This is a genomic window from Sphingomonas ginkgonis, assembly GCF_003970925.1.
In the GTDB taxonomy this organism is placed as follows: domain Bacteria; phylum Pseudomonadota; class Alphaproteobacteria; order Sphingomonadales; family Sphingomonadaceae; genus Sphingomicrobium; species Sphingomicrobium ginkgonis.
Genome location: NZ_RWJF01000002.1, coordinates 1 through 24,683, shown reverse-complemented (window position 1 = coordinate 24,683; position 24,683 = coordinate 1). Strand labels below are relative to the sequence as shown.

25 protein-coding genes and 1 riboswitch are annotated in these 24,683 nt (G+C 64.5%); of the genes, 10 read left to right on the top strand and 15 right to left on the bottom strand.

The window, feature by feature from the left end:
* Positions 1 to 194: 194 nt before the first annotated feature.
* Positions 195 to 764 carry a hypothetical protein gene (locus tag HMF7854_RS15265; protein ID WP_239017062.1) on the top strand — a complete coding sequence of 190 codons (570 nt, stop codon included), beginning with the start codon at positions 195 to 197 and terminating at the stop codon, positions 762 to 764.
* Entirely contained in the window at positions 764 to 1,870 is a 1,107-nt protein-coding gene (locus HMF7854_RS15260) for a relaxase/mobilization nuclease domain-containing protein (protein WP_126720288.1), read from the top strand. The genes HMF7854_RS15265 and HMF7854_RS15260 overlap by 1 nt, the downstream gene beginning before the upstream one ends.
* Before the next feature lie 352 nt (positions 1,871 to 2,222).
* Here the strand turns inward: HMF7854_RS15260 and HMF7854_RS15250 are convergent, their stop codons facing one another.
* Positions 2,223 to 3,581, bottom strand: a complete 1,359-nt coding sequence (locus tag HMF7854_RS15250; protein ID WP_126720287.1) for a voltage-gated chloride channel family protein — start codon at positions 3,579 to 3,581, stop codon at positions 2,223 to 2,225.
* Between the two features lie 23 nt (positions 3,582 to 3,604).
* Positions 3,605 to 3,681: riboswitch (Fluoride riboswitch) on the bottom strand.
* 164 nt (positions 3,682 to 3,845) lie between these two features.
* Between HMF7854_RS15250 and HMF7854_RS15245 the strand changes: the two genes are divergently transcribed.
* The 4 genes from HMF7854_RS15245 to HMF7854_RS15230 are packed head-to-tail and all read left to right on the top strand — an operon-like array spanning position 3,846 to position 6,930.
* Entirely contained in the window at positions 3,846 to 4,211 is a 366-nt protein-coding gene (locus tag HMF7854_RS15245) for a DUF305 domain-containing protein (RefSeq protein WP_239017061.1), read from the top strand.
* A 1-nt stretch (position 4,212) separates the two neighbouring features.
* A complete protein-coding gene (locus HMF7854_RS15240; protein ID WP_126720286.1) occupies positions 4,213 to 5,652 on the top strand; it encodes a YncE family protein in 1,440 nt (479 codons plus the stop codon).
* A 1-nt stretch (position 5,653) separates the two neighbouring features.
* Positions 5,654 to 6,163, top strand: a complete 510-nt coding sequence (locus HMF7854_RS15235; RefSeq protein ID WP_126720285.1) for an RNA polymerase sigma factor — start codon at positions 5,654 to 5,656, stop codon at positions 6,161 to 6,163.
* The gene (locus tag HMF7854_RS15230; RefSeq protein ID WP_126720284.1) at positions 6,160 to 6,930 is read left to right on the top strand and encodes an anti-sigma factor family protein; all 771 of its coding nucleotides are present in this window, start codon (positions 6,160 to 6,162) and stop codon (positions 6,928 to 6,930) included. Before HMF7854_RS15235 ends, HMF7854_RS15230 begins: the two co-directional genes overlap by 4 nt.
* A 51-nt stretch (positions 6,931 to 6,981) precedes the next feature.
* Here HMF7854_RS15230 and HMF7854_RS15225 read toward each other — a convergent pair whose 3' ends face one another.
* On the bottom strand, positions 6,982 to 7,494 hold the full coding sequence (locus HMF7854_RS15225; RefSeq protein ID WP_126720283.1) for an MgtC/SapB family protein: 513 nt from the start codon (positions 7,492 to 7,494) through the stop codon (positions 6,982 to 6,984).
* On the bottom strand, positions 7,491 to 8,549 hold the full coding sequence (locus HMF7854_RS15220) for a sulfite oxidase (RefSeq protein WP_239017060.1): 1,059 nt from the start codon (positions 8,547 to 8,549) through the stop codon (positions 7,491 to 7,493). Before HMF7854_RS15220 ends, HMF7854_RS15225 begins: the two co-directional genes overlap by 4 nt.
* A 155-nt stretch (positions 8,550 to 8,704) precedes the next feature.
* On the opposite strand from HMF7854_RS15220, the gene HMF7854_RS15215 reads away from it, so the two are divergent.
* The 4 genes from HMF7854_RS15215 (at position 8,705) to HMF7854_RS15200 (ending at position 12,547) form a co-directional block, all read left to right on the top strand.
* Entirely contained in the window at positions 8,705 to 9,577 is an 873-nt protein-coding gene (locus tag HMF7854_RS15215) for a LysR family transcriptional regulator (protein WP_126720337.1), read from the top strand.
* Entirely contained in the window at positions 9,574 to 10,725 is a 1,152-nt protein-coding gene (locus HMF7854_RS15210; protein WP_126720281.1) for a TDT family transporter, read from the top strand. The genes HMF7854_RS15215 and HMF7854_RS15210 overlap by 4 nt, the downstream gene beginning before the upstream one ends.
* 89 nt (positions 10,726 to 10,814) lie before the next feature.
* Positions 10,815 to 12,050, top strand: a complete 1,236-nt coding sequence (locus HMF7854_RS15205; protein ID WP_126720280.1) for a molybdopterin-dependent oxidoreductase — start codon at positions 10,815 to 10,817, stop codon at positions 12,048 to 12,050.
* A gap of 14 nt (positions 12,051 to 12,064) precedes the next feature.
* Positions 12,065 to 12,547: a c-type cytochrome gene (locus HMF7854_RS15200; RefSeq protein WP_126720279.1), complete on the top strand. Its 483-nt coding sequence runs from the start codon at positions 12,065 to 12,067 to the stop codon at positions 12,545 to 12,547.
* Positions 12,548 to 12,791: 244 nt separating this feature from the next.
* Here the strand turns inward: HMF7854_RS15200 and HMF7854_RS15195 are convergent, their stop codons facing one another.
* The 12 genes from HMF7854_RS15195 to HMF7854_RS15140 all read right to left on the bottom strand — a co-directional run.
* Complete coding sequence (locus HMF7854_RS15195; RefSeq protein ID WP_126720278.1) at positions 12,792 to 13,529, bottom strand: LPD7 domain-containing protein; 738 nt, start codon at positions 13,527 to 13,529, stop codon at positions 12,792 to 12,794.
* A 1-nt stretch (position 13,530) separates the two neighbouring features.
* Positions 13,531 to 15,333 carry a type IV secretory system conjugative DNA transfer family protein gene (locus HMF7854_RS15190; protein ID WP_420822383.1) on the bottom strand — a complete coding sequence of 601 codons (1,803 nt, stop codon included), beginning with the start codon at positions 15,331 to 15,333 and terminating at the stop codon, positions 13,531 to 13,533.
* Positions 15,323 to 16,333, bottom strand: a complete 1,011-nt coding sequence (gene virB11, locus HMF7854_RS15185; protein WP_126720276.1) for a P-type DNA transfer ATPase VirB11 — start codon at positions 16,331 to 16,333, stop codon at positions 15,323 to 15,325. The genes HMF7854_RS15190 and virB11 overlap by 11 nt, the downstream gene beginning before the upstream one ends.
* Positions 16,330 to 17,523, bottom strand: a complete 1,194-nt coding sequence (gene virB10, locus HMF7854_RS15180) for a type IV secretion system protein VirB10 (RefSeq protein WP_239017059.1) — start codon at positions 17,521 to 17,523, stop codon at positions 16,330 to 16,332. Before virB10 ends, virB11 begins: the two co-directional genes overlap by 4 nt.
* Position 17,524: 1 nt before the next feature.
* Positions 17,525 to 18,364 carry a TrbG/VirB9 family P-type conjugative transfer protein gene (locus HMF7854_RS15175; protein WP_126720275.1) on the bottom strand — a complete coding sequence of 280 codons (840 nt, stop codon included), beginning with the start codon at positions 18,362 to 18,364 and terminating at the stop codon, positions 17,525 to 17,527.
* A complete protein-coding gene (locus tag HMF7854_RS15170) occupies positions 18,361 to 19,053 on the bottom strand; it encodes a VirB8 family type IV secretion system protein (protein ID WP_126720335.1) in 693 nt (230 codons plus the stop codon). Before HMF7854_RS15170 ends, HMF7854_RS15175 begins: the two co-directional genes overlap by 4 nt.
* A 389-nt stretch (positions 19,054 to 19,442) precedes the next feature.
* On the bottom strand, positions 19,443 to 20,426 hold the full coding sequence (locus HMF7854_RS15165) for a TrbL/VirB6 family protein (protein WP_239017057.1): 984 nt from the start codon (positions 20,424 to 20,426) through the stop codon (positions 19,443 to 19,445).
* Between the two features lie 64 nt (positions 20,427 to 20,490).
* Entirely contained in the window at positions 20,491 to 20,805 is a 315-nt protein-coding gene (locus HMF7854_RS15160) for a hypothetical protein (protein WP_126720273.1), read from the bottom strand.
* The gene (locus HMF7854_RS15155; RefSeq protein WP_239017056.1) at positions 20,805 to 21,467 is read right to left on the bottom strand and encodes a type IV secretion system protein; all 663 of its coding nucleotides are present in this window, start codon (positions 21,465 to 21,467) and stop codon (positions 20,805 to 20,807) included. The genes HMF7854_RS15160 and HMF7854_RS15155 overlap by 1 nt, the downstream gene beginning before the upstream one ends.
* A 59-nt stretch (positions 21,468 to 21,526) precedes the next feature.
* A complete protein-coding gene (locus HMF7854_RS15150) occupies positions 21,527 to 23,917 on the bottom strand; it encodes a VirB4 family type IV secretion/conjugal transfer ATPase (protein ID WP_126720271.1) in 2,391 nt (796 codons plus the stop codon).
* Positions 23,910 to 24,254 (bottom strand): VirB3 family type IV secretion system protein, encoded by a 345-nt coding sequence (locus tag HMF7854_RS15145; protein ID WP_239017055.1) that lies wholly within the window; start codon positions 24,252 to 24,254, stop codon positions 23,910 to 23,912. Before HMF7854_RS15145 ends, HMF7854_RS15150 begins: the two co-directional genes overlap by 8 nt.
* Positions 24,255 to 24,317: 63 nt before the next feature.
* Positions 24,318 to 24,683, bottom strand: a 366-nt coding sequence (locus HMF7854_RS15140; RefSeq protein ID WP_239017054.1) for a TrbC/VirB2 family protein, incomplete at its 5' end; no start/stop codon positions are given.

The window sequence follows — 24,683 nt, the reverse complement described above, 5'->3', positions numbered from 1 at the left end:
GCTGGATTGAACGGAGAGCGCCGGCAGCGGGCGACGCTCGCGCCCAGGTCCAATCCTTCCTTCCGCGACTTCCACACTTCCAAGACGGATTGGGTGTGCCACGTGGCACACGTGAAGGCTGATTTTGGTGGGGGTTGTTTTATGGCAGGATAGGTATTGCTGCGTTTGCTGTATTACATTACCCTTGCAGGGTCATGTCGCTTGCGCCGCAATCTTCATCCCCCACCAAAGATTCAGCGATGTTGACGGCGCGCGTCGATCGCGAGCTGCTTGCCGCGTTTGACGCCGTGGCGGAGGGCAGGGGAGGGCGCAGCGCGCTCCTGCGCACCGTGCTTCAGCAAGCCTTGAAGCACGTGGCCGACGCGCCGCGGATCGCGCCACGCGCCGACAGCGCCGGCAATCGTGTGTCGCTCACCTTCACGGACGTTGAAACGGCCGTCCTGGATCATCGTGCGGCCGAGCGGGGCGTAGATCGTGCCGGATGGATCAAGGCGCTCGTGCGCCGGCACATTGCGCTAAAGGGGGGCGTCGACGACGGCCTGCGCGATGCCGTTGCGCCGATCCGGATGCAGCTCCAGCGCATTGGCCGCAACCTCAACCAGGCAATGAAGGCCGGCAACGCCGCCATGATGGCTGACAGCGGGTTGCAGATTGATCGCGAGCTGCGCCGCATTGCGGACATGCGCGCAGAGATCAACGAGCAGGTTACGGCGCTGGCGGACGTGCTGCGTGGTGAGACCACCTTTTGGGAGGTCGCCGACTGATGTCGTTCGGGGGTCGCGAGGACGAGCTTTGGGAGGCGATGAAGCCGAGCTTCAAGCCGCGCCTCGTTAGTGACCCGAACCTTAAATATGCCCGCCACCTGGTCAACGGCTCCGGGCCGTTCGCCAGCAGGTCACTGGCGACTTCGCGCACCCAAGGGGATGCACGGGCCACCTTGGCGCGCGTCGTGCGGCGCGCGCCGGAGGTGCTGGTCAAGGTAACGGGGCGGAAAAAGGGCGCCAAACATCTGGCCGCCCACCTCGATTACATCGGCCGCCATGGCGACATTCCACTCGAGACGCGGGATGGCGAGCAGATCGCGACGAAGGAGGAAGCCCATCGGATCGCGGACGAATGGTCCGATCCGCTTTACTGGCGACAGGGCACGACCGTCTCGGCCGTTGCGATGGTATTTTCGATGCCGGCGGGGACCGACCCCGAGACGGTCAAGCAGTCGGTGCGTGAGGCGGCCGAGAAGATGATCGGCGACAACCACGATTATCTCATGTCGCTCCACACGGACACGCCGCGCCCGCACGTCCACCTGACCGTCCAAGCCGAAGGGGTCGACCGCAAGCGGTTCGATCCGAGGCGCGAGGACCTGTTTCGGTTCCGGGAAGCGTTCGCCGAGGCGCTCCGGAGCCGCGGTATCGAGGCGGAAGCGACGCCGCGCTATACGCGGGGTCAGGGTAGGGCCGGCACGAGCATGGCACTGACGCAGTTGCGCGCGCGGATACGCAGCGGCGCTTCCAGTCAGCCGACCGAGGCCGATCTACGTCAAGCGCGCGAGGCGATGCAGGTCGCGCTTGGTAGGGCCGAGCAGCCCGTGTTCGTCTCCAAGACCCGCGCGAGATGGCAGGACACCATGCGGCGTTACGAAGCCGCAGCCGAACGGCTCGGTCGCAGTCCCGAGCATGATGACCGCGATCTGGCGCGTGACGTCCGGCAGTTCCTCCAGGAGCGGGCCAGCATTGAAACAATTCCTGACAGGATGCTGCGTGAAGCAGAAGCGCGCGTACGAGAAGCGCAGGAGCGAACTAGGAGCGACCCGGCGCAAGATCGGAGTGTGCCACGTGGCACACCTCCGCCCCCGACAAGGCGGCGCTAATTGCCGTGATAAGGTGCGCGCTCCAGCATCGAGCCGGGCTAACGGCAGGCCAGCAAAGCAACCGGGAATGGCGAGGTTTGGGGACTTTCCTGCCAGTCAGCTTTCAGGATCGGAACGGTTGAAAGCCGCCGGGCCGCGATTGCTGAAGCCGTAATGCATGTTCTGCGCGACGGCGTTGATGATGCCGACCGCCTTCGCGGTGCGGATCAGCTCGCGATAGAAAGGTTTCGCACCCAGAAGCGACGTGGGCCGATCTTGTCAGACGGCTTCAAATAGATGCGCAGCATTCCAACCCCGCGGTGCTGGACGGTGAAACGATCAGGCATAACGGGCCTTTCGATAGGAAGCAGGATCAGACGCGCGAGCGTCGGCGGGAAGCACGGTGCGTGCGGGCGTCACGCAGGGTCGCATCGGGTGTGAGGTGCGCAGCAGGCACCTTGGGGACTGCGACGCGCTGCGACAGATAAATGCCGTTATGACCCGAGCAAAGGTAGGCGACGAAGCATGCGACCGCGATCGGCACAGCATAGGCCGCCCCGAACAATTCGATCCCCATGAACGTGCAGGCAAGCGGCGTGTTGGCAGCACCCGCGAACAGCGCAACGAAGCCGATCGCCGCGAAGACCCCCGTCGGCACTCCGAACATGGGCGCGAGCGCATTGCCGAGCGCCGCGCCAATGAAGAACAGCGGCGTCACCTCTCCGCCCTTGAAGCCAGCGCTCAGGGTCACGACGGTAAAGAGCAGCTTCAGCGCCCAGCTCCATGGATGGGTGTCGGGACCAAAGAAGCTGGCGATGGTCAGGCCGTCCGATGTCGCGGCGAGCGTGCCAAGGCCGAGATAGTCGCGCGTTCCGAACAGCCAGACCAGTGCGATCAAGGCCACGCCACCGATGACGGGTCGTAGTGGGCCATAAGGCACCATGCGCTTCAGCCATCCGCCAAGCGCATGATTGGCCTCCGCAAAAGCTAGTCCGACCAACCCGAATACGACGCCCGCGACGCCAGCCTTGATGACGATTAGAGCGTCGACCGGCACTGTCGCATCGACATGGTAGATACCGTGGTGAATGCCCCAGGCAAGACAGGTCCAGTCGCCGACCAGTGCCGCGACCAGGCACGGCACCAGCGCGCGATACTCGACCCGGCCAATCGCCAGCACCTCCAGCGCGAAGACCGCTCCCGCAATCGGCGTCCCGAACACTGCGCCGAACCCTGCCGCGATCCCCGTCATCAGCAGGATGCGCGTAGCTTGCGTATCCAGCTTGAGGGCGCGCCCGAACCCGCCGGAAAGACTGCCGCCCAATTGCACGGCGGTGCCTTCGCGTCCCGCCGATCCACCAAACAGATGTGTCACGACCGTGCCGAAGAAAATGAGCGGGGCCATGCGCAGCGGCACGCCGCCCCCCGGTTCGTGGATCTGCTCGACGATGAGGTTGTTACCGCCTTCGACCGAGCGCCCTGTCAGATGGTAGAGCAGTCCGACCATGAACCCGCCGATCGGCAGCAGGTAGAGCAGCCAGGGAAAGGCAAAGCGAAGCCGGGTCACGGCATCGAGGCTCCACAAGAAGGCCGCGCAGAGCGTTCCCACCGTTGCGGCCATCGGGACCAGGATCAAAGCCCACCGCAGCACCGACATGGCATGGGTGCGGCGATCGCGAATGAACGCTGCCATGTTGAACTGGTCGTAGAGATTGCGAAATGTCGCGCGCACGATTCCTCCTTGCTGCCTTGCGGCGCCTGGTAGGAATCATCGGCCCTTGCGAGGGCGGTTCGGCCGAATGGCCCGGCGGAAATCCATCGCCGTGCCCGACCATATGCTGTCCGACGGCGACCTGGTCAACCAACGGCAGGGTCACGATGAGACCATTGTTTTGCTGAGGATCAATAATTGGCTCACCCATGGAATAAACCCCGACGGGCGTCGTCTACGCTTTCGAGACTGATGCGCCGGAGGCTTATGCGTAGACGAAATTGGATGCTGGGTCTGACTACTTCGGCCATGCTCACCGGCGCAGTCGCGGCCGCCCCCGCCAATGGCTACGCCAGCATGGTATCTGCCGCGATGGACCGGATGATGGCGGGCATGATGGTCAAGCCGTCCGGCGACGTCGACCGCGACTTCGTCGCGATGATGCTTCCGCATCACCAGGGCGCCATTGATATGGCGGTGGCAGAGCTGCGCTACGGCCATAACGAGCAGCTCAAGCGCATTGCGCAGGAGATCATCATCGATCAGCAGCAGGAGATCGCCGCCATGAAGTTGGCGATCGGTCAGCCGCTACCCCCTTCGACGCCAGCCCCGACGCAGGGCGGCGACCACCACAGCCATATGGAGCACTGACATGATCCGGACCATCCTGCGCGCGGCCGCCTTGCTGGTGAGCGCCGCCCCGAGCATCGTGATGGCACAGCAGGCGCCGTGGAACGCCAGAGACGTGCCCGTCAGCCACCGCGACCGCGTCTATGCATCCGAACAATTCTCCAACACGGTGTCGGTGACGGATCCGGCCGACAACAGGTTGCTTGGCGTCATCAAACTCGGCGATCCGCAGCCGATGAACTTCTCCCCGCTCTACAAGGGGCAGGTGCTGGTTCACGGACTCGGCTTTTCGCCGGACGGAAAAACATTGGCGGTCGTGTCGATCGGGTCGAACGCCGTTTCCTGGATCGACACCGCCACCAACACCGTCAAGCATTCGACCTATGTCGGTCGCAGTCCGCACGAGGCGTTCTTCACGCCGGATGGCAAGGAGGTGTGGGTTACGGTACGCGGCGAGGATTACATCGCCGTGCTCGACCCCACGACGTACAAGGAGACCGGTCGCATCAAGACGCCCGGTGGTCCGGGCATGACGATCTTCTCTCCCGATGGCCGATACGGCTATGTCTGTTCCTCGTTCAATCCGGTGCTGGCCGTGTTCGATGTCGCAACCCACGCGCAGGTCGGACAGGTGGCGCAGCCGAGCCCGTTCTGTCCCAACATCGCCGCGACGCCGGACGGCAAGCAGGTGTGGTTCACGCTGAAGGACATCGGCAAGACGGTCGCATTCGATGCCAAGCCGCCTTTCGCGATCCTCAAGGTGCTGGATACCGGGCCGATCACCAATCACGTCAACTTCGCCCGCACGGCGCGCGGGCAGTTCGCCTATGTCACGGTGGGCGGGGAAAACGCGGTGAAGGTGTTCCGCACGTCCGACTTCGCGCCCGTCGCCACCATCCCGGTCGGCAAGATGCCGCACGGCGTCTGGCCATCGGGCGACGGCCAGCGCATCTATGTCGGGCTGGAGAATGCCGATGAACTTGCCGCGGTCGACACCGCCGGCAACAAGGTCGTTGCCACCGTGCCGGTCGGACAGGCACCGCAGGCGATCGCCTATGTGCCGAACGCTGTTCCGACAGGCCCCGGCACCGACAATCTCCAGCCGCTCGGTACGGCAGGCAAGGCGGTGCATCTGACCATGGGGCCGGTTGGCGGCAATGGTGCGGCAAGCAGCATTACCCTCTTCGACCAGGGCATCATTCAGGTCGTGCAGAGTGCCGTTACCGGTCTGCAGCCCAAGAAGCCTTTCATGCTCGTGCTCACCGCCAACGCGGACGGCAGCGGTGCGGTAGAGCCGCTTGCGAACTTCATGAGCAATCCGGCAGGTGCGGCGATCGTCAACGCATCGGGTCCGATCCGGCAGATCGTTCAGGGCAGTGCAGCGGCACCCCGGCGTTTTCTGGCGGTCGCCGAGGTGGTGAACGGCGCTCCGGGCCGCATCGTGCAGGTGCAGCGCGACTGAGATGGACCCGCTTGCCGCCGCGATCGAGCCACTGATCCCCGGTCTGCGCCGCTATGCCCGGTCGTGGTTGCGCGATCAGGCGATGGCGGATGACGTGGTGCAGGATTGCCTTGAGCGTGCGGTCGGGCGCTGGCGGCAACGACGCGGGACGGAGGTTCGCCCATGGGTCTACGCGATCCTGCACAATCTGTTGGTCGACCATCAGCGGCAGCATAGCCGGCGAGGTACGGCGGTTCCGCTCCACCTCGTAGACGACGCTGCGCTCGGCCGCCCGGCCGATCAGGACACGGGTCTGCACCACCGCGACCTGTTGCGCGCCCTTGATGCGTTGCCCGAGGAGCAGCGGACGGTGCTGCTCCTCATTTCCGTCGAAGGTCTGTCATATGGGGAAGTCGCTGCCGTCGTCGGCGTGCCGCTGGGAACGGTGATGTCGCGCATATCGCGGGGGCGCGACCGTCTGGCGACACTCATCCGAGAGGGTGAACGGCCGCGATTGAGGAGTGTGCAATGACCAGCCCGATCGGAGAAGACGATCTGGCCGCGTGGATCGATGGAAGGCTGTCGCCCGAGCGGCAGCGTCTGGTCGACGCCTACCTTGAAGGCCAGCCGGACTTGCATGCCCGTTTGCGGGAGCAGGCGGAGCAGGCGCGAGCCCTTGCATCCCTGTTTGCCCCGATCGCGGATGAACCTATCCCGGCGACGATGCGCGTTGCAGCCATCAGGGGACGGCAACGCCAACCGCGTTGGCAACTCGCCATCGCCGCGTCGCTTCTGTTGACGGTCGGGTTTGGCGGGGGCTGGTCGAGCGCGCGTTGGAGTGGCGAACCCCGCGCGGGTATCGCGGCGCTGGCCAACGAGGCGAGTGACAATTTCCGTGTCTATGCCGCCGACCGGATACGACCAGCGGAGATCGGCCCCGACCAGCGCGCCATGCTGATCCGATGGACCTCCGCTCGATTGGGTGAGCGCGTCACGATCCCGGACCTCAGCGCAGCGGGTTACCGCTATGGCGGGGGGCGATTGGTCGCGACGCCCCACGGCCCTGCGGCGCTGCTCCTCTACGATGGACCGCAAGCGTCGAAGCTCGCGGTGCTGACGAGGCCCATGCAAATCGACAAGAGCGCAAGCATGACCAGCACGTCCAGCGGGACCATGGGCCGGGTCACATGGGCGGTCGACGGGATCGGCTATAGTGTGGTGGGGGAGCGCCCCGCTGCCGAGCTGCATCCGATCGCCAACGAGGTCCGGCGCCAGGCCGATGCGGCGCTTGTGTCCTGATAGCGCCTGGCCGGTTCTCAGCGCCGACAGGCACTGGGCGGACCAGCGGGATCACGGCTTGCGCTCGGCATCCTTCCGGTCGGCCTCTGCCGGAGTCAGCCTGGCCCGCTCGCGAATGCGACGTTCGAGCGGAGCGCCGACGAACAGTACGAGCATCGCAAGGCTCAACCCGCCGATGATGAGCGGCCACACCGCCAACCCTGCTGCCGCGCCGATCGTGGCTGTGACCCAGATGCATGCGGCGGTCGCCAGCCCATGCACTTCCTGACCCTGGCCGACCCGCAGCACAGCGCCGGCACCGATGAAGCCGACGCCGGACAGAATGCCCTGCATCGCCCGTCCTGCGGCATCGGCGTTCACATTTGGCAAGCCACTGTGCACGATCGCCTGCACGGCGATGCAGCTCGCCAGACCGACGAGGCCCAGCGTCCGCAAGCCCATGATCTGCCGGTTCTCGCGCGAGCGTTCCCAGCCGAGCACCATCCCGGCCGCGGTCGCAATCACCAGCCGGCCGATCGCATCGATCCAGAAGGCGATATCCGATGCAGCTGACGCTTCGGTCATTCGACCAGCACGTGTACGTGGTGCCAGGCGGTGCACAGATAGCCGGCGAAGTTCCACATCGTGTCCGGCCGTTCGGGCTGTCCCTGTCCAGCTTCGTCGAAGGCGCGCACGACAAGGTGCTGGCGACCTTTGGGGAGCGTGGCGTCGAGGGTCCAGCGCCGCCAACCCCAGTGCGTCTCCGGATCATCGGCGAACGTCGCCTGTTGCCAGTCACGACCGCCGTTCACCGACACTTCGACCCGGGAGACGCGGCGATCATAGGCGATGGCGTAACCCTCGATCCGCACCTCCCCGGCCGACAGGATTTCACCGGAGCCGGGCGAGCAGATCGCGGCGTTGAGCGGCATGGCATTGATCGTGAGACCCTGGTCCCACTCGACGGTGTCGCTCGTCACATCGGCGGGAAAGAGCTTGTAGTCGTGCGCCTGGATGGGTGCGTCGGAGGGCGTGTCGCGCACCTCGATCCGTGTCAGCCATTTGGCGCTGCGCACCCCGGCATAGCCCGGCACCACCATGCGGAGCGGTGCGCCGTGTTCGGGCGTCAGCGGCTCGCCGTTCATCGCCCAAGCAATGAGGACGTCGGGTTGCCGCGCCTTGCTCATGGCGATCGAGACCCCGAACAATGCTTCCTCGCCTTCGACGTCCACCTCGTCCGCCCCGGTGAACGCCACGAACAGGTCGGACGCATCCGGCGCACCGACGGCATCCAGTACGTCGGACAGTCGTACGCCGGTCCATTCCGCATTGCCGATCGCTCCCACGTCCCAGGGGTCGCCGGACGTCCGGGCGACCTGCTGAAAATCCGTGCGCCGGTTGCCGGCGCACTGGAGAACCGCCGTCACCGTCCGCTTGGGAAACGCGCTCTTCAGATCCTCCACTGAGAAGAAGCGGCTTTCGTTACTCGTTCCGCTCACCTCGATTCGGTGATCGGCGGGCAGATCGGGCACCGCGCCATGGCTGCGCACGTAGAACAGCGCCTGCGGCGTCAGGAACCGCTCGATCAGCGCGCCGGGCGTCGGCTCGGCGTTGTAGGGATCGGAGTTGCGCTCGATCATATCATTCATGGACGAACCAACGCCGCAAGCGCGCGGATCGCTTCAAGCCTTCAAGACTATCGCAGACGAAGGATTACCGATCGTTCCCATATCCAGATTGGAACAAACAGATCAAACGGTTGGTCGTATCGATCAGTTTGCGCGATACAAGCTGCATGACCCTGGAGCAGCTCAGAATCTTCGTCGGTGTCGCCGAGCGCGAACACGTCACCAAGGCAGCAGAGGTGCTGAACGTCACGCAGTCCGCTGCCTCCGGCGCGGTCGCGGCCCTCGAAGCGCGCTACGGGGTTCCTCTGTTTCACCGTGTCGGGCGTGGCATCCAGCTGACCGAAGCAGGCCGCGGCTTTCTGGAGGAAGCGCGCGCGGTGCTGGGGCGGGCAGCGCATGCCGAGACGATGCTGGCGGACTATGCCGGGCTTGCCCGTGGTTCGTTGCGGATCGTCGCCAGCCAGACGATCGCAAGCTACTGGTTGCCCGCAAGGCTTGCCGCCTTTCACGAGCGCCACCCGCAGATTGCGGTCGAGCTGGCGATCGACAACACTGAGGGCGCGGCAGCGCAAGTCCTCAGCGGTGCCGCGGAACTTGGGTTCGTCGAGGGCGAGGTGAACGAACCGGCGCTCGCCCACTGGATCGTCGGGCGTGACCCGATGGTACTGGTCGGCCGCGAGGACGTCGGGCATGTCGACGAGGACTGGCTTCGCACTGCACGCTGGATTGTCCGCGAGCAGGGATCAGGCACGCGTTCGACCTTCGAAGACGTGCTGCGAACGCGCGGGTTCGATCCGATGCAACTGACGGTAGCGATGACGCTGCCGTCCAACGAAGCAGTGCGCACCGCGGTCGAGGCAGGTGCCGGCGTCTCCGTATTGTCGCGATTGGTCGTCGCACGCGCGCTCAAGGCCGGCGATCTGGTCGAGCTGCCGCTTGGGTTGCCCGATCGCGCCTTCCACGCGCTGCGCCACAAGGAACGCTATCGCACCCGCGCGGCCGACGCGCTGACGGACCTCATCAAGGAGCAGGTCGCATGAATGCCGACACGCACTCCGTTCTAAGCGGCCTCAAGCCGCTCAGCCGGCTCGATCACCCCCGCGAGATGATCCGCCAGTTCACACCCAACTGGTTCGCCGCAACGATGGGCACGGGCATCCTCGCGCTCGCGCTGCCACAGGTGCCCGGCATCGGACCTGCGCTGAAGCCGGTCGGCGAGGTGTTGTGGTTCTTCAACATCGCGCTCTTCATCCTGTTCGCCGCTCTCTATGGCGCGCGCTGGGCGATGTTCGGGCACGAGGCGCGGCGCATCTTCGGGCATAACACCGTATCGATGTTCATCGGGACGATCCCTATGGGCCTCGCAACGATCATCAACGGCTGTCTAGCCTTCGGCATCGCGCGGTTCGGGGACGGCATTGTGCCGGTTGCTCATGTCCTGTGGTGGATCGACGTCGCCATGTCGCTCGCCTGCGGTGTGCTCATCCCGTACCTGATGTTCACCCGCCACGAGCACAGCCTGGACGGCATGACCGCGGTGTGGCTGCTGCCGGTCGTCGCAGCCGAAGTGGCGGGTGCCAGCGGCGGGCTACTCGCTCCGCATTTGGCCGATCCCCACGCGCAGATCGTGACGCTCGCGACTTCCTATGTGCTGTGGGCCTATTCGGTGCCGGTCGCGTTAGGCATCCTCGCCATCCTGATCCTGCGGATGGCGCTCCATAAGCTCCCGCACGAGAGCATGGCAGCATCCTCCTGGCTGGCGCTGGGGCCGATCGGCACCGGGGCGCTGGGTATGCTGGTGCTCGGGGCGGATGCGCCGGCGATCCTCGCCGCACACGGGCTGGCCGGAGTCGGTACCGTTGCGCAAGGGATCGGCGTTGTCGCCGGGCTCTGCCTGTGGGGCTTCGGCCTGTGGTGGCTGGCGCTCGCGACGCTTATCACCATCCGCTACTGGCGCGCCGGCGTACCGTTTAACCTTGGCTGGTGGGGCTATACCTTCCCGCTCGGCGTCTACACCGTCGCCACCTTCCGTCTCGGCACGACGCTGAACCTTGGGTTTTTCGGTATCGTCGGCACGGTGTTGACGATAGCGCTCGCGGCCATGTGGCTGCTGGTCGGCGCCAAGACGCTCGCCGGAGCATGGCGTGGCAACCTGTTCGTCTCGCCCTGCATCGCTACCCCGAACTGATCCGCTGTGGTGATCGGATCAGTTGATCCGATCACTTGCGCATCGACCCGTCTATCCGCCAGCCTGGCTGGCCACAGGAGAGCCTTGTCATGGACAATTTTGACGCCGCGCTGGCGAGTGAAACCAGTCGTCGCCGCTTTCTCAGGCGTACGGCGCTCGGCACCGCCGGCCTTGCCGCAGCACCTGCGCTGGCGCAGCAGCTCGTCGACCTGAAGCTGCCCGGCGGCAATGCCGAGCGGCCGATGACCAGCGCCTTTCCCGGCAAGGGCAGCATGATCCTCCAGCGTGTCCATCCGCCCTTGCTGGAAACGCCGATGGACGTGTTCGACAAGTCGGTGTTCACGCCCAACGACCAGTTCTTCGTCCGCTGGCATTGGGCCGACATCCCGACCTCGATCGACGTCGAGAGCTTCCGCCTCAACGTCTTCGGCCACGTCAACCGACCGCTGTCGATCAGCCTTGCCCAGCTGCTGCGCCTGCCGCGGGTCGAGATGGCAGCGGTCAATCAGTGCTCGGGCAACAGCCGTGGGTTGTTCCAGCCCCGGGTCGCCGGCGCGCAATGGGGCAACGGCGCGATGGGCAATGCCAAATGGCTCGGCGTGCGCCTGCGCGACGTGCTGGACCTCGCGGGGATCAAGGCAGGCGCGGTACAGGTGCGCTTCGGCGCGCTCGATCAGCCGGTCGTCGCTGGCGCCCCTGACTTCGAGAAGGCGCTCGACATCGACCATGCCCGCGACGGCGAGGTGATGATCGCCTTCGGCATGAACGGCGAGCAGCTGCCGCTCCTCAACGGCTTTCCCTGCCGGCTGATCGTCCCGGGCTGGTATTCGACCTACTGGGTCAAGATGCTGAATGCGATCGAGGTACTGCCCGGCCCTGACGACCAATATTGGATGGCCAAGGCTTACAAGATCCCGGCGACGCCGGGCGCCAACGTGATGCCGGGACAGAAAGACTTCCCGACCGTCCCGATTAACCGCATGATCCCGCGTAGCTGGATGACCAGCCTGCCGGATGGCCAGACGATCGCCTATGAGGCGTCCATCCCGGTTGGCGGGATCGCGATGGGCGGCGACTGCGGCGTCGCCAAGGTCGATGTCTCATCCGATGGTGGCCACACCTGGTACAGGACGACGCTCGGAGCGGACGAGGGCAAGTACAGCTTCCGTCGGTGGGATGGTCGCGTGCCGCTTAGGCGCGGTCCCAACCCGATCATGGTGCGCTGCTGGAACGCCAACGGTGTCGCTCAGCCGATGAAGCCGATCTGGAACCCCGGCGGGTTCATGCGCGGCAACATCGAAACCACCACCATCATTGCGGCCTGAGGAGCGAGCATTCCATGAAGACCCCGTCTCCCGGCGTAATGGCCGCTGGCTTGATTGGCCTGACCGGTATCATCCTCGTCTCGATAGGTGCGCCGAGCAGCCGCAAGGCGTCTGCCCCGATCTCCGAGACGTCCGAGCCGGCGCCCCCCGTCAGCGTGTCGGCCCGCGGCTTCTCGCTTGCCTCGACCAGCGTCGACCTGCCGATCGACGACGCGACCTATCCCGATGGTCCGCACGCCGACGTCATCAACGCCAACTGCACCTCGTGCCACTCGGCCAGTATGGCGCTGACCCAGCCTGCGCTATCGGCGGATCAGTGGAAGGCGACCGTCACCAAGATGCGCGAAGTGTACAAGGCGCCGGTGGCCGAGAAGGATGTCGACGCAATCGTCGCCTATCTCACCGCCATGCCGCATCAGAAGGCGGCACCCGCAACCGGTAAGGCGCAGGACCCCGACCCCAAGGTGGCTCCCGATGTTTCAGGTGGAACCGGCTAACCGCGCCATAATCCCAAAATACCATCTCAATCGGGAAAGTCGTCATAACCGGTCGGTTGTGACGCTGTGGAACCTACCACGGCCTCTCAAGGGTTTGCGTGTGTCAGAACCGTGGTTCAGAATGTCCGCTCCGGAGGTCGGCAACGTGCCTCGGCTACGACCGACTTTGGGTCGTTAGCTGCCCTGCCGATGGTGTGCCACGTGGCACACCTCGGCCTGCTTGTAGGGGAAGGGCCGCCCCACTTTACCGCGACCGGGACTTCTGCAAGACCTGATCCTGCGCCATCTCGCGCACCCGCTGTTCCTGCCTAGCCTTGACCTCAATGCCAGCAACGGCTTCTCCGCGGCCGATCCGCGCCGCGACCTCTTCCTTGCGCTCTGCCACGAACTCGCGTCGCTTCTCGTGGTCGTTGGGGAAGCGTTCGGCCGCGACCGCCATCGCAAGCGCGACATGGCTTTGCGCCTTGCGCAGCACGGGGTCTTTCGCGTTCTGGACGTCTGACTGCCGGCGAAAACGCTCGGCCAGATCAGTGCGCGGCTCGGCCTGCTCCTTGGTGTCGCGAGCTTGATTGGCAGTCCGCGTCGATCGAGCCTGGTTGTCGGGAACGCCCGCCTGTCGCGCCTGCTCGCGCTCGGCTGCGGCTTGCGTCTTATCGTCGGGCTTGTAGCCGTCGACCTTGATGCCCTGCGCGGAGGCGGCAAGGTAAGCGGCGCGTTGGAACTCGGCATCGCCGCTGACCTTGATCGACGTCCACCCGTTTTCCTTCGCGAGCCGGATCAGATCGGGGAGGGAGTCGCGGTCCCTTGCCTTGATGCGATCCGGCGTGATGGTCGCAACCGGCTGTTTGTCGTGCGCGCTGCGATAGAGCTTGTTGCCGACCCGGAGGAATCGGGAGTCCAGCTCGGCAGGCACTTCCATCGGCCGCTTGCGTCGGCTCTCGCCTTCCTTGCCAGCGCCAGCAACCTCGACATACTCAGCCATGTCATCGCTCCTGTTCGATTACACCAACGACCTCATTTCCACGTTGCTCGGCCGACACGTCGATGAGCATGTCGGGATGATCCTGAGTGACGACGCAATCCATTGCGAACGTGAACGGGTCCGGGTCCGTGAGCTGATCGAATGTCGGCATTGCGCACTCGGGCAGGTCTTCATCGTCGCGAAGCGTGCGCGGAATTGGGGGGACCTCCGGCGCCGGCTCAACTCGCGCCCGAAAGAGCCCGTCCGCATAGTAGCGTATCTTCTCGCCGTGGATCGGCGGGATGCCTCCCCGGAGGAGGAGCAATTCGCTGTCGGGAAACTGCATCAGCTCTTGTGGGAGCAAGAGGGCGCGGCGCTGGTCCGACATGGATTTGGAGCGGTTCGCCAGAACGCCATGGATCGTCAGAGACTTGGTGACGGACTCCTGCCCGACGTAGCCGATCCGCTCCGACAGTTCGTTCGCCACACGCAGCTCTTTCGGCGTGAAGGCTACCTCGACGCCGCAGTTGGCGACGATCTCGTTGGCGACATGCTCACCATAGACAGCTCGGAGCTGCGATCGGGACTGGATGACAGGGAGGAGGCGTATGCCGTAGCCGGCGACGTAGGAAAACGCACTCGCGATGACCTGCGCCCGGCCGATGCGCGCGAACTCGTCGAGGATGACGAGGATCTTCAGCGGCGTGGCCGTGTCGGGCAGATCGCGCACATTGAGATCGACGAGCTGCTGAAACAGGAGGTTGTAGAGTGGGGCCACCCGATCAAGCTCGTCGGGCGATACGCCAAGATAGATCGACATGCGCCTGCTGCGCAGCTCGCGCAGATCGAAGTCGGACGCCTCCGTCGCCGCGTCGACGCGCGGGTTGAGCCACAGGCTCAGCTTCGACGTGACGGTCTGGACGATGCTGGCGAACGTGTTGTCCGCCCCCGACGTGAAGTCGGCGAGCGCGTTGCGACACCCTTGCGACAGATCAAGCGAGCGATCGTCGAGGACGCGGCGGAAGAACCCGCGCGTGTCACCCGTTGTCATCAGCCGATAGATCGAGCCGATGGTGAAGGGCTGATCGGCGACCGCGAGGTAAGCCCCGACGCCGACAAAGGCAGTTCGCGCCGAATCCGTCCAGAACGGTTCCCCGCGTTCCGGAGGCACGAACAGCATCGTAGCAATCTTCTGCAGCTCGATCACCACCTGATCGGGATCGGTGCGATCGATGTAGCCGAGCGGGTTGTAGCGGGCGGTCTGGCCTTCGGGATCGGTCGGGTTGAACAGGTAAACCGCCTGTCCGTATTTCTTGCGAAAGCCCGCCGTCGCGTCCCAATTTTCGCGCTTCACATCGAGGACGACGACCGACTCCTGCCACGACAGGAGGTTCGGGATGACGATGCCGACGCCCTTGCCCGAGCGGGTAGGGGCCTCAACGATGCAATGTTCGCTCCCGCCGAAGGTCAGGAACTTGCCGCCCTTCTTGCCGAGGACAATGCCGTCACCGGCGCGGAAGCCGGCGCGGCGGATTTCGCCTTCCTTCGCGAAGCGGGCGGCGCCGTGCAGGGGCGGCTTTTGCTTGGCGACCCACCACAGCATCAGGCCTGCGATGATGGTGCCGACTAGCGCGCCCCCGGCGAGGGCTTTCAGCACCACCGGATCATGCCGGTAATACCAGAAGAACGCCGGCATTTTGAAAATGTCGAACTTCGCGCTGGGGAGGCCCAGGTATATCCACGCAACAACCGACGTGATGAGGAACGCGACGACGATCCCGACCGGGATGCCGAGCGCGAGGATGGTGCCCCGCTTAGGCGGCATGACGCCCTGCCGGGTCATAGTAGATCTCGGTCATCCGGAATTTACCGTCAACCTTCTTCATCTGGACCACGACATCGACGAGAATCTTGAGCAGCGAGCGTATGTCATCGCGCGCCAGGTCCGCGCCGCCCTCGCTTTCCTTCACGAGCAGAGTCAATTGCTCGAACGCCAGCTCGGCCGAGTCCGCATGTATCGTCGTTATCGAACCGGGATGACCGCTGTTGACGTTGCGCAGGTAGAAGAACGCCGTCCCGTCGCGCAGCTCTTGGAGCAGGATGCGATCGGGTCTCATGCGCAAGGCGCTTTCCAGCAGCTCCTTGGCTGTCACCTTGGCGGTGCCGGTGCCATCCTTGCTGTAGATCATGTGGACGACGTTCTTGTGGGGCACCACCAGCTCGCGCGTGTCCTCGATCGTCAGCAGTCTCTCATTCTCCGGTATCAGCTTAATAAGCCCCTTGGAGAAGGTCGTCTTTCCCGAGCCCGTGGCGCCGGAAATCAGAATGTTGAGTCGGCTGCGCACCGCCAGCTCGAAAAACTCCACATGCCGACCCGCGTGAAGCAGGCCGAGCAGTCGTTCCTCGACCGAGCTGACCCGCTTGGTGGCGACCTTCGTTTCCGCGAAGAGCCCGCTCGCCTCGAAATCCGCCATTGTCATCGTCTTCGTCGACGGCTTGCGAACCGTGATCGACACGGTGCCATCGGGCACGATAGGCGGAAGGACGAGTTGGACGCGCTCACCCGTCGGGAAGATCGTCGAGCAGATCGGGTTCTCGCGCGTTACGTCCTGCGAGGTGAACGCGGCCGCAGCGCGGGCCAGTTGGTTGAGCGCGTCGAGCGTCAGATCGTCCTCACGCTCCCAGGTCCAGCCACCATGTCGCTCGACGCCGATGATCGCCGGCTCGTTGATGACGACTTCGGTTACGCCATCATCATCGAGATACTGGCGAAGTGGCCGAACAGCATGATCGAGGATCGCCGTGTTACGAAAGGGGGCGTTCACTTGAGCCCTAGCCCATAGACTTGCGAGAAGTCGAAATCCTTGGCGACGGTGATCGCCATCTGGGTCCCCTGATTCACGCGGACGATGGGGCGAATGTTCTGTGTGTCTTGCAGGATTTGCGACGTCGTGTCGCCGGGGGTGCGGAACACCGTCGAGCCTTCCGGGCTGACGGCCTGGCCCGCGATCTGACCGCCCGCATCGAGGACGCTGAACAGCATGGCGGCGCCGAACCGCTGCCAGAAGAACCGATCGATCTTGCCCGTGACGCCGGCACGGCCGAGCGGGTCCGAAGCCGGCGAGCCAATGTCGATCGCGACCCCGCGGGGCGTGACGGCCCGCGTCCACATCGCGAACAGGCGATTTTGCCCGCGTTGCAATCCGCCCTGATATTCGCCGAAGACGCGCGTACCTTTCTCGAGCAGCACGACGCGGCCGTTATCCGAATACACATCCCGAGGAATGATGCAGGTCGCATAGCCCGGCACGGTGCTGTCCATCGCGGTCTGAAGCGTGCAGGGGATGATCGCGCCAGCGGTAACGAGGTAGTTGCGGTCGCCGATCATGCGCGCCGTGGCGGTGCCGATCGCCGAGGTTTGCTTGAGGTTGTCCAGGTTGGTCCGCGACGGGGCGCTCTCGCCGTCGTCTTGAGCGTTGCCGGCGCTGGCAACATCGCCGAGCGCGCGCCTGACGCCCTGGTCGCCATTGTACGCGATCAGCGTCGATCGCCGCGCATTGTCGCGCAGCTCGCGGGCCTCGTTGGCACGCCGCTCCGCCTCGCTAACGCCGCGGCTCTGTTGCTGCCCTCCCGCCGTTCCATAGGGCGTGATCGGCTGACCATCTGGGCCGATCGCCGGCACCTGTTCGCCGGTGAGCTGAACCGGCGCGTTCGGATCGCGAGGCGCGCTCGCGAGCGTAGGCGCGATAACCGAGTTGGGATCGTAGGGCGCTTCTACAGCCGGAGGCGGCGCTTTCCTCGCCTCCAAGGCCTTGTTGTCGCTACCTGACCCGGAGACGAGCGACAACACGCCGAAGGCAATGGCACCGGCTAGGGCCGCGCCCACGACCATCTTCTTGTTGTCCCACTGGACGGCATTGAGCGCCGGCATCTTGCTCGGGCGATCGACCGCAGGCGTGCGGTCAATCTCATTCACGTCGGGCGTCGCATCGACGTCGAATCTCTTGTCGGACACGTCAGTTCTCCGTCGTGCGCTCGACCGCTTCCGAGGCCGTGTCCGTCTTGGGATCGCGGCCGTAGAAGCTCGGGCTTTCGTTATAGATGCACAGCACCACCTTGCCCCGGCGCAGGCGCATTTCCTTGTAAACGCCGTGAACGACCACGAACTCGTCGCGGACGTCGAACGAGGCCGTGGCCTCGCTGCCGTCGGGGTTGACGGTGAAAATCGCAGGTATCTCGCGCTGGTTCGGGAAGCGCATGACAGTAAACTGCCCGTTGTCGCTGACTTCGGACGGTTGCAGCTCGGGTGAGCCCTGGACCTTGTAGCTGAGGTTCCGCGTCCCTTCGAGGACGCCGATATCGAGCGCTGCCTTGATCGCGCCGTTCTGCGCGGCGAGCGCCGCGGCGAGCTGCGCGCGCTGTTGCGTCAATCGGGCCTGCGCTGCCTCATATTCCGGGTAGCGGAGCCGAACTTTGAAGAAGGTGCCCGGCGAGCGCGCCGTAGCCACAGCCGACAGCTCGAACGTATAATTGCGCTTGGTCCCCTGGAAGTCCGTCACCACGATCAGATTCGTGGCGCCGGCGCGCTCGCGGGGCTTCACGAAGAGCGAATTGTCTGCCGGGGCGACCTCCCAAGAGACTGTGTCTCCCATAGCCACGAACTTGATGATCTCGCCGGGGGCGAACTCAATTTGCGTCGCGGTTCGGAACGCGCTGCGAACGCGGATCACGTTCCCGTCGGTATAGACGACCTCCCGGATACGGGCATCGGGACCGCTTTGCGTGGGGGTCTGCGCCAGCGCCGGCGCTGCCGCCCCGGCGCCAATCGCCGCGGCCAGGAGCAGGATCGTCCTCATCGTGTCGGAACCTCCACGTCGGCCCGGTATGTCTTCACCTGAAACCCGAGCGGATTGGCGTATCGGCCGGACTCCGTTTCCGGCTTCGACAGAACGTCGAAAGTGATGGTCGCGATGGCCGGCGTCTCAATCACCTGCTGGTCGCGCTGGAGCCGCTTTATGAAGCGAACCTGCGCCACATTGGGCGAGATGAAGGCGACGGAGCGGATCGCCACGAAGACCGCATCGTTCGCGGTGAATTGGTTTTGCGGGGAGTCCGGGTTGTCCTTCTTGTAGAAGGCCGTCCAACGGTTCTGTTCCTCCCGCGCCGACAGCGACAGCACCTTGCGGAAGAACTCCTCCCGCGCTTGGGGAATCCAACCCTCGCGAGCGCGCACATAGTCGGCGAGGAAATACTTACGGATCGCCTCGTCATAGGTGATCGTCTTATCGCCGCGCAGCTCCTGGGTGACTTCCGTCGCTCCCGTCGAGCGGTCGACGGTGACGACATAGGGAACGACCGTCTTGAGCGGCGAAAGCGCCAACACCGCGCCCGCGCAGATAGCGGCGAACACGATGGCGATGGCGGCAACGATCCAAGCGATGCGCCGCGAGCGGACCGCCGCCACGAACCGATCCCGATCCCAGCTTTCCGCTTCCGCGAAATATGCCTTCAGATCTTCGGCCTTGTCCTTCACGCCGATAGCCATTTCAGCAGCTCGCATTTGTGGTTGGCAGCGCGGCAGTCGGGCCAGCGCTCGGAGTGAGCGCGCCGATTGCCGGCACCTTGCTCGACGTGTTGGCCCCTTGCGGCCCCGGCGCTGTATCCTCGGGCGGAAACAGGTTCGTCGCTGGCGCAGGGGCCGAATGGGGTGTGCCACGTGGCACACCCCCCACAGGAGGCGCCGCAGCGGCTGTCGGTGCAGTCCGCGACGGGATCGAGGGCAGAACCGTCCCGTAGAGGTTGGCGGGCCGCTTCTGGCGTCCATTGCAGCGCGGCAGCTTCTCGTCCTTCGCGGCGACTGCTGGCACCAGGGGAGTGAGAGCCGCGAGGGCGAGAAAGGCCAGGGCCGAACCGAGCTTCATGCCGGGTCTCCGATTAGCTGTTGTTGTAGAGGGTGCCGCCACCAGTCCGCGCCGCGCGGGCGGACCGACCAAGCCTCGCCGGCAAGCTGGCGATGCTCCCCGGAGCGGAGGACAATGCGCGACCCGCAGAGGGGACGACGTTGCCGGTAGAGGCGTTCGCGAATTGCGTTGCGAGCGACGCACCACCACCACCGAGTCCCGCAGCAAGGCCCGGTATCTGGAGGAAGAAGAAGAACCCCAACACGTAGAACGCGATCGCGCGGATCGCGATGACGGCAATGTTTGTGTCGCCCGCGAAGGCTTGGCCCATAAAGTCCTCACCCGTGTTCCGGATGAAGATCGTCAGCAGAAGCGCGAACGCGACGAGCATGACGTAGCTGATCGCGGAGCCCAGCCAGGCAAAGAAGAAAGCCCTCGTGGAGTCGAATAGCAAAGCAGCTACGAAGATCGGACCCACGGCTGCAAGCAAGGCCAAGGCGAACAGCGCGAAGGCGCAGATGGTGAAGCCGAGGGCGGCTGACAAAATTGCCATCACCATCAGGACTAGGCAGTAGATACCCGTAAAGAATATTTCGACGATGTTGTTGGGGAGACCGACGAGGTTCTTGCCGGCAGCGGCAGTTCTGGCGTCCTGTATCTCAGTGATCTTCGCGACCGTGGTGGACGCGCCTTTCACAATCTGATCGAAGAAGTCGCCGAGCCCGCTGACGTCCGACCCGCCTACGGCCTGCGCAACGTCTCGCGGCAGACCGTTCATTGCGAACAAAGCGGCGACCGTGCCGTATAGCGTCGTAACCGCGAACACGAGTGCGGCCAGCTTCATTCCGCGATAGACAAGCTCTCGGAATGGATACTCGACAGCCCCTCGCAAGATCGCGAAGCCGAGGAGTATAATGTAGATCGTCACTCCCACCCGGAGCGGGCCGGAGATCCACCCTATCACCCCGGTATAGACAGTGATGATGGCGGCCAGAGCATCGTTGAGGTAGGTGAACATCGTTTGAAAAAGATTACCCATTCTACCTACTCTCTACGTCAAAACAGGTTGAGGAGTTGCAAGACTAAATACCCATACCCTTCTTGAACTCGTCGCGGTCCTTCTTCGACTGTACGAGTTGGTTAGCTGTATCCACATTGTTGCAGTTATTCACGACAACAGAGGGCCAGCTTGCCGGGGGGCGTTGCGACCCTTTCCACTTCTCGCAAGTCCCGGCCATTTCCACGCGCTCTTGTTCGTGCTGCGTGTAATAGGTGGCATCGCGGAGCGGCATGTCGGACCGAAGATCATCCCCAGTCTGCTGGCGCTCCGATGGCGAGCAGGAAGTGAGTGCAACGATCGCGAGGCCGAGGGTTGCGGCTTGCACGGGCCCCAGCATCAATCGATCCCCATACCAGCTTTGAAGCTGGCGCGGTCCGCCTGCTGCATGGCGACGTATCGCTGGTAATCAGCTTCGGCCTTCGCCCTGCGCTGAAGCTCGATCGCCTGTAGCGCCATCTGATCGTTCATCATCTGCGCCTGCTCGAGCTGGAGCCGCGCTGACATATCGGCCCGCTCCGCAGCCGAGTTGGCGCTGGCGAGGCGGCTGCGGAGCTGTTCGAGGCCTTGGCGCCGGCTCGTCACCGCATCGCCGACGTTGCTCGCGAGACCCGTCGATACGGCCGCTTCGCGCGCGCCTTGCTCGTAAGCGGTGCGCTGCTCGGCCGTCATCGTTTGCGAGCCGCGCCCGATCAGATCCTGGTAGACGTCGTTCGCCTTGCCGCGCAGGCCGCCGACGACGTTCAGATCGCCGTTGGTGTAGCCGTCGAGCGAGGTGGACGACACGTTGCTGGTGCGCAGCACGTCGTTCTTGAGCTGTTGGGCGACGTTGCCAATGTCCGTCATCTTGTTGAGGTCTTGGTAGAGCTTCTGCGCCTCACGGATCTGATCGGCGCCCTGCTGGATGACCTGAACGCCTTGTTTCACCTGCTCGATCTGCTGGAGGATCGAGCCGACGTCGTGGACCGGGATGCCCTGCGCGTGCGCCGAGCCGGCCAGCATGAGCGCTGATCCTGACAGCGCGAGTGCGATTGCCTTCATTCTACGCATGTCCCTCTCCTTCAGCTTGGACGACGACGTTGGTGGAATACGGGGAGCCAGTTGGCGGGATCGGGGCCGAACTCGGCCGCGGCCTGGACGGCGATCGGCGTGGTCTCGGCGCGACCCGACAGCACGGCCAGCTCGTTATCGAGGCCGGTCAAATCCAGCTCGACCACAACGCTGTCATGCCCCTGCTTCACGAGGAACTTGCGCGACTCCGGGGACAATTCCTCTCGGATGAGCTGATATTCGGCATCGGTAAGCGAGAAGCCCTCCACATAGTCGCGCCGTGACCCCTTGGGATTGGGAAGCATCACCTGGGTTGCGACCTGTTCGAGGATCGAGTGCGCAATGTCGCTCTTGAGGGCGTCCGCAGGCGACTGCGTGGCAAACACCATCATCGCGTTGCGCTTCCGGTATGTCTTCAAGCCGTCCTGCGCGAAGCTCCGGAACGCATCGTCGCCGAGCGCCTTCCAGAACTCGTCGACGGCGATGATCGTGCGCTCGCCGGTCAACAGCTTGTCGATCCGGTGGAACAGGTAGAGCATCAACGGCGTGCGGACGTCGGCGTTGTCGAGGAAATCCGTCATGTCGAACCCGATGAACCGGGCATCGAGCGTCATCTCGTCCGCGGCGTTATCGAACACCCAGCCCATCGACCCCCGCGAGGTCCATTTTTCGAGGCGGGCGCCGATGCCGCCCGCGTCCGCCATGCCGAGCATCGTGCGCAGCGCATCCAGCGATCGATCTTCGCGCGGGAGTCGCATCACCGCGGCGATCCCTTCGTCGATCATCCGCTCTTCCTGAACCGCAATCGGGCGGCTTTCGGCGCGAACGAGCTGGCGCACCCACAGCGACAGCCAGGCCCGGTCCTCCGGCTTGTTCTCCAGTGCCTTCAAGGGCGCGAAGCCGGTCGGCTTGCCGTTCTCGAGCGTCAGGTAGGTGCCGCCCGAGGCCAGCACGAAAATCTGCGCGCCGCGATCCTTGTCGATGAAAATTTGGCGCGCGCCCGTCTTCTCGGCCTGCGCCATGAGGAAGTTGACGATGACCGTCTTCCCGCCCCCGGTCGGCCCGACGATCAGCGTGTGACCGATATCGCGCTTGTGGAAGCTGAAGAAATAGGGGCTGCGCGCGCTGGTCTTCATCAGCGCGACCGCGTCACCCCAATGGTTTCCGGTCGCGAGGCCGGCGGGATAGGTGTGGAAGGGTGAGAAGGCCGCGAAGTTGAGCGACGTGATCGGCGCCGGCCTCGCGCGCCACGCGAAATTGCCGACGAGCTGGCTCCAATAGGCAGCTTCCAGCGCCGCCCCCTCGCGCGCCGCGACCATGCCAGTATCGGCAAGCGCCGCGCGCGCGATCGACATGTTGTCGCGCAGGCCCTTAAGGCTGTCCGAATACACCGCGAGCGTGAAGTGATGATCGCCCAGGACGAAGCGGTTGGACATGAGATCGTCCGCCGCGTCGACGAGATCGAGCATCTGGCTGACCGCCCGATCGTCGGCGTTTTCCATCTGCTTCTGCCGCAGCCGGAACCGCTCCGAGGCCGCAGCGCGGCCGAGGAAGGTGAAAGACTGCGTCAGCACGAACGCGAAATCGACAGCGAGCAGTGATTGGAACTGCGTCGGCGTCGTGGTCGCCGGATATTCCCGAATGCCGAAAATGCCCCCGAAGGCGCTGCGATCGGCATCACGGACCTCCACCGTCTCGCCGCCGAAGACGACGCGCTGGCGATAGAGGGCGCTGCCGAGGTGCCCCCGGATGATCGGGACACGGCGATGCCGGCCCGTCATCACCATTTCCGCGACTTCCATCGTCTCGGAGAATTTGAGCCCGTTGTGCCCGTAGATCGACAGCCGGCGCGGGGAGCAGCGGTCCATCAGCTTTTCGAAATCGCGGGCCTTGTCCTCCAGCGCCTCCAGCAGATCGGCGTCGACCGTATCGGCCTCCGCTTCGGCCCGCGCTTTGTTCTTGAAGAGCTGGACGAGCTTGTCGGCGCCATGGACCGAGGGACGGAGCACCAGGGTCACGAAGAAGCGGTTGATGAACAATCGCTCCCTGTTCATTCGCGCAAAGTAGGCGGCATCGAGATCCCGTGCGAAGCGGGACCGAAAGTTGCCGCCCGGATATTGCTCGACGCGCGCGCGGACGAGGTGCGTCCAGATCGACAGGCGATCGTCGTGCAGGTTGCGCAGCATCCCGTTGAGCTTTGCGTGCCAGTCGTTCAGGTCGCGCACGTCGGCCGTCTCGAAGGCCCTCCCCTGAAGCTCGAACGTCAGCATGATCGCGCCGGAATCGAGCATCACGACTTCGTCGGTGACGTGCCGGGCATACGGCAGGAACTTGGTCGGCATCACTTCCTTGAGCGCGACCTTCATCGGCACCTGTTCCGAGAGGCGACTGGCCCTAGCCATTGCGGCCGAACCCCTTCCGCTTGATGCCCTTCAGAGGAAGCGGCGTGTAGCTCGACCCGCCCCAGAAGACGCGGTTGCGGTTGGCTGCCTTTGTGCGGCCCCAAAGGAAGATCAGCCGGAAAGCGTTGACGTCGTGGCGCACCACGAGGCGGGAGATGCCGAACATCACCGCGGCGACGACCAGGCCGTAGATGGGGTTCGTCGTGCCGATCAGGGTGATCACCGAGGCCAACAGGATCACCACGGCCGCCTCGATCGGAATGCCGGCGAACAGCGCAGGCCGCGTCACCGCTAGGAACAGCGTGTTGCGCGCCATCACTTCCCGTTCTTCGTCCACGCTACGCCCCTTCACGAAAACACAGGCGGAAGCGGGGTATGGGGGACCCCGCTTCCATGAACATCAGCCCTGGAGCTGATCGACGATCCACGGCGCCGAGAAGATGATCGCGATGCCGATGATGACGGTGACGAGCGCCCCGGTGTTGACCCGACCCGTGAGCCATCCGAACCCGGCCGCGATCAGCGCGAGGATCGCGACGATGCGCAGCAGCCCGTTGCTCAGCAGTCCGAGGACCGCGTTGCCGAAGCTCTCCAGATTGGTTTGCGCAAATGCCGGTTCGGCCGACAGCAGCGATGTCAGCGCCACCAGGCCGAACATCGACAGCAGACGGGAGACCTTGCGCTGGCGCGGCGTCATCGCCTCGACGCGAGCGGTGACACGGGTTCGGAGGGCGAGCGCCGGCCCACCGAAAGATGCGAGGTTCAT